The organism is Lentibacillus salicampi (assembly GCF_004565465.1).
In the GTDB taxonomy this organism is placed as follows: Bacteria; Bacillota; Bacilli; order Bacillales; family Amphibacillaceae; genus Lentibacillus; species Lentibacillus salicampi.
In genome coordinates, this window is record NZ_SRHY01000002.1 from 152,569 (window position 1) to 166,452 (window position 13,884).

Genomic DNA, 13,884 nt, shown 5'->3' on the forward strand with positions numbered 1-13,884 from the left:
TTTGATAAGCAGTCACTATGGAAGAAGGGAGAAATAGATATGGAATTTGGAGTACTAACATTACTTCCCCCTGTGGTGGCGATTATACTGGCTCTTATTAGCCGAAATGTTATCCCTGCTTTATTTGCCGGAGTCTGGTTGGGCGCGACGATGATGAATAACTGGAATCCGTTTATGGGACTTTATGCCAGTTTCAGTGACTTTATCATTCCGAGTGTAGGGGATCCATGGAGTGCTACAGTGCTGATTTATTGTGGTTTATTTGGTGTCCTGATTGTATTTTTGCAAAAAACAGGCGGCGCCCAAGCTATTGCGACTGCGATTTCCGGCAAAGTTAAAACCGTACGTGGCACACTGGGTTCAACAATGTTATTCGGTCTCATTGTTTTCTTTGATGATTATTTTAACGCGCTCACGGTTGGTAGCGTGATGCGCTCAGTGACGGATAAGATGCGTGTCGCCCGGGAAAAATTGGCATATGTTGTGGACTCAACATCTGCCCCGATTAGCCTTTTGGCTCCCGTATCCACCTGGGTTGTGTTTGTGATGGGGCTGATCGGAGCACAGTATGCAGAGTTGGGCATCTCGGAGTCGGAATATATGACTTATATTTTTACGATCCCCTTTAATTTTTATTCTATCCTAACACTTGTGCTTGTTGCGATCATGATTTTTTTAAAATGGGATTTTGGACCAATGGCACAGGCGGAATACCGTGCCCGGACGACTGGCAAACTGATGCGTGATGATGCAGAGCCACCATCTGATGACGAAATGACGGGTGTGGAAATGGCAGAGGGCTACACACCCAAAATGCGGAATATGATCATTCCGCTTGTTGTGCTTATCGGGATGATTCCGCCACTGTTCCTGTGGACGGGCGGTTATCCGGAAAAAGATTTTGTAACAGCATTTGGTGAAGCTGATGGTGCCACATCAATTTTAATCGCCGCTTTTGTGGCGGGGCTTGTCGCCATGGTGATGGGTATGCAGCAGAAGCTTTATTCTTTTAAAGAAGCGATGTCCCTTATTGTTAGCGGCTTTCGGAGTATGGTGCTCGTTTACATTATCCTGGCACTTGCCTGGTCAATTGGCAGTGTGACGACAGAACTTGGAACAGCTGATTATATTGTTGACCTTGCTGTTCAAAACACGTTGCCGGCATTCGTTCCGGTTCTCTTGTTCTTTATCGGTGCAATTGTTGCGTTCACGACGGGCACAGCGTATGGTACATTTGCCATATTGATCCCAATTGCAATGCCGCTTAGCGCTACGATGGATATTTCGATGTATCTGGCCATTGCTGCTGTCTTCAGCGGTGGTATTTTCGGTGATCATTGTTCGCCGATTTCTGATACAACTATATTATCTTCGGCAGGAGCATCCAGTGATCATATCGATCACGTGAATACCCAAATTCCCTATGCTATCACAGCGGGTGTCAGCGGGATTGTCGCCTTTTTTACAGCTGGCTTGACCAATTCAGCCGTTCTGTCACTTATCGTTGGCCTTGTGTCTCTGATCGTCCTGGTATTTATTTTGAACAAAATGTGGGGAAAACCGATCCCGAAAGAGTATGAGGCGAAAGTACAATAATTTTTAATAGAAAACGGACTGCACCGGCAGCCCGTTTTCTTAAATCATTTGTTATTTTCCAGCCACTCCTTGATGGGTGCAATGACTGAATCTACACAGCCTTCCGCAAATGGTGACGTCAGATTCGCTGCGTCCACCAATCCGAGGAATGATTGGGAACCGCCCAGTTTGCACAGGTTTAAATAGTCTTTCCAGGCAGCATCCGGTTCTTTTCGTGACCGTTTCCAGAACTGGAAGGCACAAACCTGCGCAAGTGTGTAGTCAATATAATAAAATGGGTCCTCATAAATATGGCCTTGCCGCTGCCAGAATCCACCAGCCTCCAGATACGAGTTGCCATCGTAATCCCGGTGCGGCAAGTATTTTTCCTCAAGTTGCTTCCAGGCATCCTTCCGTTGTTTTGGTGTCCACTCCGGATTTTCGTACACAAGGTGCTGGAATTCATCAACCGCAACACCATATGGCAGGAATTGCAGACCATCTTTCAAATGAGCATATTTATATTTGCTCGTCTCTTCTTTGAAAAACAGCTCCATCCATGGCCATGTAAAAAATTCCATACTCATCGAGTGAATTTCCGCCGCTTCACTTGTGGGAACAATGTATTCCGGAATGCCGATTTTGCGGCTGGAATAAAACTGGAAGGCATGTCCCGCTTCGTGTGTCAGCACGTCAATATCACCTGATGTTCCATTAAAGTTGGAAAAAATGAATGGTGACTCGTAATCCTCGATAAACGTACAATACCCGCCGGCTTCTTTGCCTTTCTTTGCTTCCAGGTCCATCAAGTTACGGTCAAGCATAAACTGGAAAAAATCCTTCGTTTCAGGTGACAGCTCCGCATACATCGTTTTACCGTTTTCGATGATCCATTCCGGCGATCCTTTTGGTGTGGCGTTGCCATCCGGGAATTCGAAATTTTCATCGTGGTATTTGAGCTTGTCCACGCTGATTTGTTCTGCCTGCTTTTCATAAAGCTTTGTAACAAGTGGTACAATGGATTCACGCACCTGTTTTCGGAAGCGTGCCACCATATCGGCATCATAGTCAATGCGCTGCATGCGGATATACCCAAGCGCTACAAAGTTTTCGTATCCCAGCGTGGTTGCGATTTCATGCCGTGTTTGAACAAGCTGATCGTAAATATCATCAAATTTTTCCGCGTTATCCGCGAAAAAACCAGCACTGGCGTCAACGGCTTGTTTGCGGATGTCACGGTCCTCATGTTCGGTAAAAGGTCTTAATTGTGCCAACGTGTATGTACCGCCGTTAAATGCCACTTGTGCAGAGGCAACAAGCTTGGAATATTCGGTTGATAATCTGTTTTCTTTTTGCAGGAGCGGCATGATTTCCGGTGAGAAAGCTTTTATTTCCGATTCTGCAATTTTAAACAGTTGCGTGCCCCATTTATCTTCCAAGTCCCGTCGGAAAGGAGACGTGAGCAGTTCTTTGTAAAATGTAGTAGTCATCTCCTGTATTTCCGGTGCGATCTCATCGAAAAAGTCACGCTCCCCCTGATAAAACGCATCATTCATATCAATTGAGGCACGGATATAGACCAGATTCTCAAGCGTTGCGAGCCGGTTGCGGAAATCATTGATGGCTGAAACTGCTTCGTGCTGCTGTTCAGCTGTGGAAGCATTGCTGAATTGCTGTAAAAGCGTACGAAATGTTTCCTTTTCCTGTTTCATGTCAGGCCGTTCATATTGGTAGTCTTCAAAAGTCTGCATCTGTTCATTCCTCCCTAACGCCAACAATTCGACATTTTTTTAAAAAATCCTGCTCAAGTCATGATTAAATTGACTTTGTTTAAGTGTATAGATAAACTGGTAGTTAGTAAAATAAAGTTTGATGAGGTGAGTGTTATGTTTAATTTGGCTCTGGTCATCGGCATTTCGATACTTGTTGTCATTATGCTGATCAATATCGTTATCACACTGGCAACTTCTGACGGAGGTTATGGCATTTATGTTCCTGCAGCCATCGTATTTGCTGCCGGTATTGTCATGGCGGTGATTGCTACATTTGGAAAAATTGAAATGTTTGGTTTAGGCTTTGGGGGATGGGGAGGAGCCAGCCTGTTTGCCGCTGCAATCGGTACTATTGTCACATCCATCGTTGAAACGTATCGCCATTCGGCATAAAATCATTGGAACAGATATCTGCCCGGCTGCAAGGGGCAGATATTTTTTTGATTTTTGAGCAGAAGCGCGCGGGAATCGGCAGAAGAACGGGAGAATCGGCAGAAGAGGGAAAGAATCAGCAGAAGAACGGGAAAATCGGCAGAAGAACGAAAGAATCGGCAGAAGAACGAAAGAATCAGCAGAAGAACGAAAGAATCGGCAGAAGAACGGGAGAATCGGGGTGTTCCCATCTTCATAGCGATGTATTGTTTCCATATGTATTGGAAAAGGGATACTCTACCTGAAAGAGTATCCCTTTGAATTATAAAGTTACACATAAGCTTTCATTTTTTAATATTATCCGAATATATCGGAGGGAAAATTGTAATCTTCCATTTACCGCGGTCTATGTTCCACTGGTGTTTTCTCAACTTAAGCAACGTCAGCCCAACCTGCTCTGACGTCCTTGCGACCCCGAAGCCGCGCCAGTGTGAATAAGCATCGCCAAAAACAAATAAGCAGAATGCCAGAAATGACAACTTACTTGCACTTTATGTATCAACTTACATTTATACTATAAAATTCGTTGCTTGTCAAGCACCGGATGTTGAAAATGTTGAAAAATGAATAAACGCAAAAGAGCAAGTCCCATCTGTCCAGGAAACTTAATGACTGGTAAGCACGCCAATCGAGTGCTAAACTGGTAAAAGATTTGCTGCATTGGGGATGTTTGGATGGCGTTATTTTTTCAAGTGGTATTACCGATTGTGGCGGTGTTTGCGGCTGGCTTCCTGCTGCAACGGATTCGCATTCTTGACGTGAAATCACTTGCAGCGGCATCGATTTTTATTTTTATGCCTGCTTTGGTTTTTACAACATTATATGAGGCCAGTTTTAATCAAGGCTACACGATGATCGCTATCTTCGCGTTCCTGCTCTTAGTTGCTATGATTCTATTTGTAAAAGTGTTTGCACGGGTTTTCAAGTGGCCAGAATCGGTGGAAAGCGGGGCCATTTTGTCGACTGCGTTCATGAATGGCGGTAATTATGGGGTACCGGTGATCCTGTTCAGCATAGGCGAAGCAGCGATGCCTTATGCAATTTTTTTGATGGTTTTGCAAACGATGATCATGAACGTGTTCGGGGTATATTACGCGTCACGCAGCACGAGCGGTTTTTGGCGGGCTTGCAAAACGGTCTTGAAAATGCCAGCCACATATGCAGCCATCATCGGAGTCGGGCTCCAGGCATTATCCATCAACATACCTGGATCGATTTATTCAACCTTGACAATGCTGAGTGATGCGGCAATCCCGCTGATGATGGTGATACTAGGGATGCAGCTGGCGTCCATCACATCATTATCCTTTAACTGGCAGGTTATTTTATCGGCAGCGGGGGCCCGGATGATTCTGTCGCCTCTACTCGCATTTTTATTTATTTGGCTGGTGCCGGTTGACCCGATGATCGGTGTGGTGCTTGTCGTTGTGGCGGCCATGCCGAGTGCTGCTACAACAACCATTTATGCGATCGAATTTGATTCCGAACCTGACCTGGTTTCCAGTATTACACTTGTGACGACATTGATCAGTATCGTAACGGTTACCATCCTGTTAAACGTCATCACGTAATCGTCATAGAAACGAAAACAACAGTATCTATCACGGTAACATGTTTTCCCGCTTTCAGATCAGGGTACGTTACATTTAAACAACAGTGTCTGAAAGGATGGTACAGATGGTTCGAACGATTTTAATGGTGATTGGTGCGATTGTCGTGATTGGCTGGATCATTTCAATGTTGTAGAGGTTTCGATGCCAAAAGCTGACGTTGTCGGAAAAACAGATCGCCGTCTGAAATTATGGCAGCGCAAAAGGCACTATATCATATTGAAAATACCAAGGATCATGAGTAAAAATGGAGGTAGTAATGTGAGTTGCTGCATCCATTTTTTTGCGGATAAAAAGATACCCATTCGCACACCGCCTAATACAAATAAGCCGCTCATCAACGCAATGGATACGGCTGTTATCGCAGGCGAATAGCCCAACATAGCGGCACCGAGCCCAGCACCGAATGCGTCGATTGCCAGAGCGAACCCTAGAAAAACCGCTTCTGTCAGTGAAATACTCCCGGATTGATCCAAATCAGCCTGCTGCGGTTTCCTCATGACGGTTTTGAAATTGCCCCAGGCTTCTTCGTCGGAAGGTGTTTTAGACGGCGCTTCTTGCTTGGAACGGACAACATTATATAAACAATACAAACCAATGACCAAGAGGATAATCCCGCCAATGTTATCTGTCAGACCAGGTGTGATAAATGACTTCAGCACATTGCCGAGTGTCATCGATAGATAGACGATCAAACCGGAACAGAACATGATGATTCCTAAAGCTGTAAACGGCACGTGAACACGCCGCAGTCCATACGACATACCGACGCCAAACCCATCAAGACTGACACCGATGATTAAAAAGACTAATCCGGTATAATAGAGCATCGATATCATTTTCCTTTCCTAGCAGAGGTTGTTCAAAAAGTCCGATAAAGACGACATATCGACAAGAGGTCTTGTGCTAAAACTGCCCACGTCAATCGCCAACTGCAGAAGTCACCACCTCTTGTGGAAGTCCGCCCTCCACAACTTCGCTGCCTGGAACTTCGACGCGATTGACATGCAATATCGGCGTTGCGACAGGACATCGCGAGCTTAGCCGATGACGATTCTTTTCATCCTCTTTCTTGAACACTTGCTGACTGTCTAAAATAGTGTATGGTAATCACCTGGTGGTGTGAAAGGCGCAAATATCGAAGCAAATGTGTTACAGTAAAAGAAGAAAATCTTTAAGAGAGGATTCCTGTTTATGAGCAAAACGGTTGTATTAGCAGAAAAACCCTCCGTCGGCCGGGATATTGCCCGTGTGCTGAACTGCACGAAAAAAGGCAACGGCTATATGGAAGGATCAAAATATATTGTCACGTGGGCGCTTGGACACCTGGTGACCCTGGCTGACCCCGAAATGTACGAGGATAGATGGAAAACATGGCGCTTGGATGATTTGCCGATGTTGCCCGACTGGTTAAAACTGGTGGTCATCAAAAAATCCAGCAAACAGTTTAGCGCTGTTAAGACACAGCTGAATCGGAAAGACGCCGGCGACATTGTTATAGCGACGGATGCCGGGAGAGAAGGGGAACTCGTTGCCCGCTGGATTATTGAAAAGGCTCGCGTCAACAAGCCTGTAAAGCGGCTCTGGATATCCTCGGTTACCGATAAAGCGATCCGTGAAGGCTTTAAACACTTAAAACCGGGAAAACAATACGAAAATCTGTACGCGTCAGCCGTGGCTCGCTCGGAAGCCGACTGGTATGTCGGACTGAATGCGACACGCGCCCTCACGACGAAATTCAATGCCCGGTTGTCGACAGGCCGCGTGCAGACACCGACACTTGCGATGGTTGCGGCAAGGGAAAAGGAGATCAACGAATTCAAGCCGCAGTCATTTTACGGGATTGAGGCCAAAACGAATACCGGCCTGACACTTACCTGGCAGGATAATAAAAATAACAGTCGGATTTTTTCCAAAGAAAAGGCGGAAAAGCTGCTTCATCAATTAAAAGGGAATCCAGCAAAAATCGTCAGCATTGACAAAGCCTATAAGAAAAAACATGCACCACAATTGTATGATCTGACGGAATTGCAGCGTGATGCCAACCGGATTTTCGGATATTCCGGAAAAGAGACACTATCCCTGATGCAGAAATTGTATGAACAGCACAAAGTTCTCACATACCCACGGACTGATTCACGTGTGCTGTCAACAGATATTGTCCCGACGCTGAAAGACCGTGTGAAAGCAGTTAATGTGGATCACTATGCACGTACGGCAGGCAAACTGATGAAAAAAGAGTGGAAACTTCCGAAATCGGTCGTTGATAATGCCAAAGTCTCCGATCACCACGCGATTATCCCAACGGAAGAATCGCCTGTGCTGGCCGACTTGAATGACAAAGAGCGGAAAATTTATGACCTTGTCGTAAAACGGTTTTTGGCTGTCTTGTCAGATCCGCATGAGTACGAGCAAGTGACAATTGAAGCCCAAATTGGCGGTGAGCATTTTACTGCTAAGGGGAAAAACATCAAAAAGCAAGGCTGGAAGGAAATTTATAACGACAATGACGCGAAGGATGAGGCGAAGCTGCCGGATGTGCAGGAGGGAGCCCAACTTTCTGGTATCAAAATTAAGCTGACGGACGGTGAAACCAAGCCGCCTGAACGTTTTACGGAAGGCGCATTACTGCAGGCGATGGAAAACCCGGTGCGTTATATGCGGCAGGATGAAAAGCATCTGGCTAAAACCATCAGCAAAACCGGGGGAATCGGAACGGTTGCCACACGGGCTGATATCATCGAAAAGCTGTTCAACAGCCAGCTTATGGAACTGCGCGGCAAACATATTTTCACCACATCAAAAGGCCGGCAGCTGCTCGGGCTCGTTCCTGAAGATTTAAGGTCACCAGCGCTGACTGCTGAATGGGAAAATAAACTCGGGCAGATCGCGGAAGGCAAACTGAATAAAAAGCACTTCATCAATGATATTAAAGGATATACCAAAGAGATCGTTCACCAGATTAAAACGAGCGACGAAAAGTTTAAACATGATAACCTGACCGGAAGCAAATGCCCGAACTGTGGCAAACTCATGATGGAAGTTGATAATAAGAATGGCAAGATGCTTGTCTGTCAGGATCGTTCCTGCGGTTACAAAAAGAATATTTTCAAACGTACCAATGCCAGATGTCCGAACTGCCACAAGCGGATGGTGATGCGTGGTGAGGGTGAAGGCAAAACATTCACCTGTCAGTGCGGATTTTCCGAAAAACTGTCAGCATTCAATAAGCGTAAAGAGCAGGAGAAAAACCAGAAAGTATCCAAAAAAGACGTCAACAAATACTTGAAAAAACAGGATGACGGGTTCAAAAACAACGCCTTGGCAGATGCGCTGTCCAAGTTAAAAGAATAATCCCTCCAGAGAAGGATCCTTGCCTCGGCAGGGACCCTTTTTTTCACTGTTATGATTGTCATTTGAGGCCTGCATGCGGTATCTGTTTAACCTTCTGAGTTCAAAAAAGTCGTCATCCCAGTAGAGGTTGTTCAAAAAGTCCAGTGAAAATGACGCATCGAATTTCTTCGTTAGCTTGCTTTTCCGCTACTCATGTATCTAAAGGCATAGAGGAAGTTCTGCTAAAACCGTCCACGTCAATCGCCAACTGCAGAACTCACCACAACACGTGAGAAGCCCGCGCTCAAAGCTGCGCTGCCTCGAACGTTGACGCGATTGACGTGCTAGTGCAGGCGTTGGCGATTGTCGTCGCGAACTTAGCCTGCCGGTCCTTTTCATCCTCCTTTTTGAACACGCACTAGTATGAAAAATGGAGCGGACGAAAGAAAATCCGATTTAAAATAGTATTCTTATCCGTCTACTTGTGTTATTTTAATGAAATAGTACTTTTCTATTGGTTATGCTATAAATAATTGATCATCTAAGGAGGTGACGATTATCGCAAATAAAGAAAAAGGTGAAAAGAATAGCCGTTTTTCCCGATTTTTAAATAGAATCGAACGTATCGGAAACAAACTGCCTGATCCATTCATGCTGTTTGTTACGCTTAGTATACTGGTCATATTACTATCCGGATTTATAGCATTATTTGATGTGACATTCACACAGCCCGGGAGCGCTGAACAGATAACGATAAAAAACCTGTTGTCTGCAGAAGGACTCCAATTCATGGTCACATCCGTCATCGAGAATTTCGTCGGGTTCACACCGCTTGGCATTGTGCTAACCATGATGCTTGGTGTCGGGCTTGCTGATAAAGTCGGTTTGTTGGAGACATTCATTAAAAATACGATTCTTCGTGCACCTAAAGCACTGATTACCTATGCAGTCATATTTACCGGTATCCTTGGCAACCTTGCTGCAGATGCTGCGTTTGTCATTGTTCCGCCACTTGCTGCGATGGTATTTTATAACGTCGGCAGACATCCACTGGCAGGTCTTGCCGCGGGCTTTGCCGGTGTCGGGGCCGGTTTTACTGCCAATATTATTGTCGCTAATACAGATGCAGTCTTGTCGGGAATATCAACCGAAGTCATGCAAACGATTGAAGGCGCGGCAACGGTCACTCCAGTTGATAATTGGTTCTTCATGATTGTATCGACCCTTGTGCTTACCGCTGCGGGCGGATTGGTCACGGAAAAAATTGTTGAACCAAGACTTGGTCAGTATAATGGCGGTTTGACGAAGACGTTTGAAGAGACGACAGCTTTGGAAAAGAAAGGGCTTCGTAATGCTGCTGTAGCGGCTGTCATCTACATTGCTTTACTGGTTCTGGCTTTAGCCTGGCCGGATTCATCACTTCGAAATGACGGGGGTGGCATGATCCCTTCACCATTCATTTCGGGGATTGTGCCGATCATCATGCTGTTTTTCATTATAATCGGTACAGCATATGGTATAACGGTGAAAAAGATTAAGAACTCCCGATCGATCGCCCAATATATGGGTGAAGCAATGAAAGATATGTCGAGCTTTATTGTGCTTATTTTTGCCGTGTCACAGTTTATTGCTTATTTTGAATGGACGAACATCGGGACATGGCTGGCAGTCACGGGTGCATCATTTCTGGAATCAGCTGACATGACAGGGATAATAGTCGTTATCCTGTTTATACTGCTGACTGCTTTACTGAATCTAGTCGTTTACAGCGGTGCGGCCCAGTGGGGGCTCGAAGCACCCGTGTTTCTGAAAATGTTTTACTTTTTGGATTACCATCCCGCGTTTATTCAGGCCGCTTATCGTGTTGCTGATTCCTCGACAAATATAGTTACACCGATGAACCCGTATTTTGTGATTGTCTTGGCCTTTATGAAAGAATACGATAAAAAGGCTGGGCTTGGAACCCTGATGGCCCTGATGCTTCCGTATAGCATGACATTTTTGATTGTCTGGACACTGCTGTTTTTGATGTTTGTATTGCTGGGCATTCCGTTTGGTCCAGGAATTGGTGTCCACGTATAAGTTGGAAATGGCTCCCGAATAGGGGGGTCATTTTTTTATTCTAAATTTTAAAAGCGTATGATAAACTGTATAAAAGATTAAATATTCTATAGATTGAAGGGGGAGTAGAAATGTCGAATAATGAAGAATTAGAACGGGCAACCGGTGATAAGACGATTCAAAAGCTTGATTTCCATCTCGGTCCATTCGGGGCAGCGGTTCCTTTACTGTTTTTTGTGGTATGGGCGATTACGATCAGTGTGATGGATCTGTCCTCGGAAGTTGCCCTTGTTCTGGGAGCCATCATTGGTCTGACACTTGGCTTGCTGTTATGTAAAAGTAAGTGGGAGGATTATGCTCAAGGTTTGTTTGACGGCCTCGCTCAGCCGGTTGGTGTCATTGCCATGGTGGCATGGTTTTATGCCGGCATGTTCGCACAGGTCCTGCAGGTCGGTGGACTTGTCGAAGGACTGGTATGGATTGGGTCTGTGACCGGTGTTGAAGGTGGCATGTTCGTAGCCTTAACCTTCGTGCTGGCGGCCATATTTTCAACAGCTGTCGGTACCGGCTATGGAACGACGGTTGCATTTTGTACGCTGATGTACCCTGCCGGTGTTGCGGTTGGGGCGGACCCGACCTTTATGTTTGCGGCTATTCTGGCGGGTGCGGTGTTTGGTGATAATCTGGCACCGGTCTCCGATACGACGATCGTGTCTGCAACGACTCAGGATGCTGACGTACCGGGGGTTGTACGTAGCCGTTTCAAATATTCGATTGTTGCTGCTGTACCGGCTGTAATTTTATTTGCTATCTTTGGCGGTGGCGGTTCACAGGCAGAACAGATTTCTCTTGGCTCTGTAATGGAGTCGGTTAATGCGAGCGGACTGATAATGCTGGTGCCTTTTGCCCTTGTCCTCATCCTTGCTTTATCCGGTCAGCATCTGCTTACATCGTTAACGTGGGGGCTCATCGCTGCGATCCCGATCATTTTGGTTCTGAACTTAGGGGCCTTTCGTGATATTTTGAGTTTCAATCCCGAGTCGGATACGGTTGTTGAAGGGGCCCTTGTTGAAGGTCTGACAGGCTACTTCAATATGGCGATTCTTATCCTGCTTATTGTAGGAGCTGCACATCTGCTCAAGTTGGGCGGTACGATGGCGGCCATCACGACGGTACTTGTCAAATGGATTAAGCATTCAGTACGAAAAGCGGAAGTTTCCATTTGGGCAATCGTTTCATTACTGAACAGTTCCATTACCATTAACACGGCAGCCGAAATTGCGGCAGCACCATTTGTTAAAGAAATTGGAACAAAATACAACATTCACCGCTACCGGATGGCGAATATGCTGGATGCTGTAACCTCAGCACTGGGTTATATTTTTCCGTGGGGTGCGCCGGTATTATTGGGCTGGTCAACTATCCAGACGATGCAGGGGCAGTATGACTGGCTGCCAATCGTGGAGCCGACTGCTGTTTTCCCATTTGTTTTCCAGGGCTGGTTCCTGTTCATCATCATGCTGATTGCAGCTTTAACCGGCTGGGGATTGCGTTATGAAGGGAAAAACGGTGAGGAACTGAAAGAAAAACCGCGTGATTAAATTTTTCGGGAGAAAAGGATGGAGTGGTCAGGTCAAATAACCGCTTCATCCTTTTTGTATGAATGTTTATTGATATTGTAAAAGGAAGGACGCTGAAACGTACCGGATTATCCTATGATATTTCCCCCTCTAACGTTTCCTTAGCTGACGACTATAATCGGGGTGGCGGTTTTCGTGGCATATATGGTTAAATAAGAAAAGAACCAATTCGTCATTGTTTGGGAGAGAACAAAATGAAGCAGTTACATTATGAAGATATTGACGTGATCAAAACGGCTGTCAATCCATTTTACCGCGTTATGAAGATCCATTTATATTTAATTGATGGCCTGCTCATTGATACAGGTCCGCGGATACGAAAGTTTCATCTCATTCCCGCTTTCAAGTCCGGGCATATTTTTCAGATTGCACTGACTCACAGTCATGACGATCATGCCGGAATGGTCCGGTGGGTCAGTGAACGCTTTTCGGTTGATATATTTTGCCATGAAAAGGCTTTAAGAGTCTTGAGCAAGCATGCACAGCCTTCCTGGTATCGTCGATTATTTTCAAGCCCACGGATCGATTTTCAGGCAAAAGTATATCCCAGTGTTATAAGAACGCCCGATCATGAGTTTATCCCGATTGCAGCACCTGGACACACGGCAGATCATGTCTGTCTTTTGGAACCGGATAGGGGATGGCTGTTTTCAGGCGATTTATATATCACACCATATCCGAAAGTATTTTTAAAACAGGAATCGATTCATGCTTATATCGCTTCACTGCAAAAACTAATGTCCTATAATATTGATACCATTTTTTGCGCCCATACAGGTATCATCCATGATGGAAAAGACATGCTGAAGCGAAAACTGGATTATTTGCTGACGCTCCGGCAGCACGTGACTGAACTGCATCAGGCAGGGCTTAAGGACAGAGAAATCAGGAAACAGCTGCTTCCCGATAAGGTTCGCCTTGAACTGATGTCGTTTGGCTTGTTTTCCCGCCTCAACCTGATCCGGTCGTGTTATCGGGAGTAGGTGCGCTCGAAATTTGTTTATACAAATGACGTATTTATATATGTGTTAATCGGATAAACCCGACATAATAGGGGATATATTTTTGCTTCCGGTGCAGATAAAATTGAAATATACCAATGATTGAAGGAGGATCAACATGGCAGATGTAAACCAGATATTTTCAGAGATTGAATCAGCAATTAAGGAAGATCCGAGCCGTACAAAAGGGGTAGAAGCAGTCTATCAGTTTAACCTGGACGATGGGGCGTACCAGATTATCTTTAACGGTGGTCAAAGTTACACGGCTGAAGGTGAACAGGAGACGCCGGATTGCACATTAACCATGAACTCGGATAATTTTAAAAAAATGGCCGATGGCGAGTTGAACGGCACACAGGCGTTTATGACAGGCAAACTTAAGGTGAAAGGCAATATGGGCCTTGCTCTGAAACTGCAGGATGTTTTGGCATCATATAACCAGACAGCCAAGTGATATACA

At 45.4% G+C, this 13,884-nt stretch carries 11 protein-coding genes; 9 read left to right on the forward strand and 2 right to left on the reverse strand.

The genetic code is table 11. The features are described from left to right. Window positions 1-39 precede the first annotated feature (39 nt). Window positions 40-1,596 carry a Na+/H+ antiporter NhaC family protein gene (locus E4U82_RS03010; protein WP_135108557.1) on the forward strand — a complete coding sequence of 519 codons (1,557 nt, stop codon included), beginning with the start codon at window positions 40-42 and terminating at the stop codon, window positions 1,594-1,596. A 44-nt stretch (window positions 1,597-1,640) separates the two neighbouring features. Here the strand turns inward: E4U82_RS03010 and E4U82_RS03015 are convergent, their stop codons facing one another. After that, on the reverse strand, window positions 1,641-3,326 hold the full coding sequence (locus E4U82_RS03015; protein WP_135108558.1) for a M3 family oligoendopeptidase: 1,686 nt from the start codon (window positions 3,324-3,326) through the stop codon (window positions 1,641-1,643). A 135-nt stretch (window positions 3,327-3,461) separates the two neighbouring features. Between E4U82_RS03015 and E4U82_RS03020 the strand changes: the two genes are divergently transcribed. From E4U82_RS03020 to E4U82_RS03030, 3 genes are all read left to right on the forward strand, one after another. Next, window positions 3,462-3,740 (forward strand): hypothetical protein, encoded by a 279-nt coding sequence (locus E4U82_RS03020; protein ID WP_135108559.1) that lies wholly within the window; start codon window positions 3,462-3,464, stop codon window positions 3,738-3,740. Between the two features lie 5 nt (window positions 3,741-3,745). Further along, a complete protein-coding gene (locus E4U82_RS03025) occupies window positions 3,746-4,024 on the forward strand; it encodes a hypothetical protein (RefSeq protein ID WP_135108560.1) in 279 nt (92 codons plus the stop codon). A gap of 429 nt (window positions 4,025-4,453) precedes the next feature. Then, window positions 4,454-5,350 (forward strand): AEC family transporter, encoded by an 897-nt coding sequence (locus E4U82_RS03030; RefSeq protein WP_135108561.1) that lies wholly within the window; start codon window positions 4,454-4,456, stop codon window positions 5,348-5,350. A gap of 248 nt (window positions 5,351-5,598) precedes the next feature. On the opposite strand, the gene ytaF is transcribed toward E4U82_RS03030, so the two are convergent. Further along, a complete protein-coding gene (gene ytaF / locus E4U82_RS03035; protein WP_245183510.1) occupies window positions 5,599-6,228 on the reverse strand; it encodes a sporulation membrane protein YtaF in 630 nt (209 codons plus the stop codon). A gap of 355 nt (window positions 6,229-6,583) precedes the next feature. Between ytaF and E4U82_RS03040 the strand changes: the two genes are divergently transcribed. The 5 genes from E4U82_RS03040 (at window position 6,584) to E4U82_RS03060 (ending at window position 13,878) form a co-directional block, all read left to right on the forward strand. Then, window positions 6,584-8,743, forward strand: coding sequence for a DNA topoisomerase III (locus tag E4U82_RS03040; protein WP_135108562.1), 2,160 nt, complete (start codon window positions 6,584-6,586; stop codon window positions 8,741-8,743). Between the two features lie 537 nt (window positions 8,744-9,280). Next, window positions 9,281-10,804 carry an AbgT family transporter gene (locus E4U82_RS03045; protein WP_135108651.1) on the forward strand — a complete coding sequence of 508 codons (1,524 nt, stop codon included), beginning with the start codon at window positions 9,281-9,283 and terminating at the stop codon, window positions 10,802-10,804. Window positions 10,805-10,914: 110 nt separating this feature from the next. Further along, window positions 10,915-12,384 (forward strand): Na+/H+ antiporter NhaC family protein, encoded by a 1,470-nt coding sequence (locus E4U82_RS03050; RefSeq protein ID WP_135108563.1) that lies wholly within the window; start codon window positions 10,915-10,917, stop codon window positions 12,382-12,384. Between the two features lie 233 nt (window positions 12,385-12,617). Continuing rightward, a complete protein-coding gene (locus tag E4U82_RS03055) occupies window positions 12,618-13,406 on the forward strand; it encodes an MBL fold metallo-hydrolase (protein ID WP_135108564.1) in 789 nt (262 codons plus the stop codon). Between the two features lie 136 nt (window positions 13,407-13,542). Further along, window positions 13,543-13,878: an SCP2 sterol-binding domain-containing protein gene (locus E4U82_RS03060; RefSeq protein WP_135108565.1), complete on the forward strand. Its 336-nt coding sequence runs from the start codon at window positions 13,543-13,545 to the stop codon at window positions 13,876-13,878. Window positions 13,879-13,884 lie beyond the last annotated feature (6 nt).

Coding starts and splice junctions, on each gene's coding strand:
- ytaF (WP_245183510.1), bottom strand. CDS start 6,228: ATGATATCGATGCTCTATTATACCGGATTAGTCTTTTTAATCATCGGT.
- E4U82_RS03015 (WP_135108558.1), bottom strand. CDS start 3,326: ATGCAGACTTTTGAAGACTACCAATATGAACGGCCTGACATGAAACAG.
- E4U82_RS03030 (WP_135108561.1), top strand. CDS start 4,454: ATGGCGTTATTTTTTCAAGTGGTATTACCGATTGTGGCGGTGTTTGCG.
- E4U82_RS03055 (WP_135108564.1), top strand. CDS start 12,618: ATGAAGCAGTTACATTATGAAGATATTGACGTGATCAAAACGGCTGTC.
- E4U82_RS03050 (WP_135108563.1), top strand. CDS start 10,915: ATGTCGAATAATGAAGAATTAGAACGGGCAACCGGTGATAAGACGATT.
- E4U82_RS03060 (WP_135108565.1), top strand. CDS start 13,543: ATGGCAGATGTAAACCAGATATTTTCAGAGATTGAATCAGCAATTAAG.
- E4U82_RS03020 (WP_135108559.1), top strand. CDS start 3,462: ATGTTTAATTTGGCTCTGGTCATCGGCATTTCGATACTTGTTGTCATT.
- E4U82_RS03040 (WP_135108562.1), top strand. CDS start 6,584: ATGAGCAAAACGGTTGTATTAGCAGAAAAACCCTCCGTCGGCCGGGAT.
- E4U82_RS03010 (WP_135108557.1), top strand. CDS start 40: ATGGAATTTGGAGTACTAACATTACTTCCCCCTGTGGTGGCGATTATA.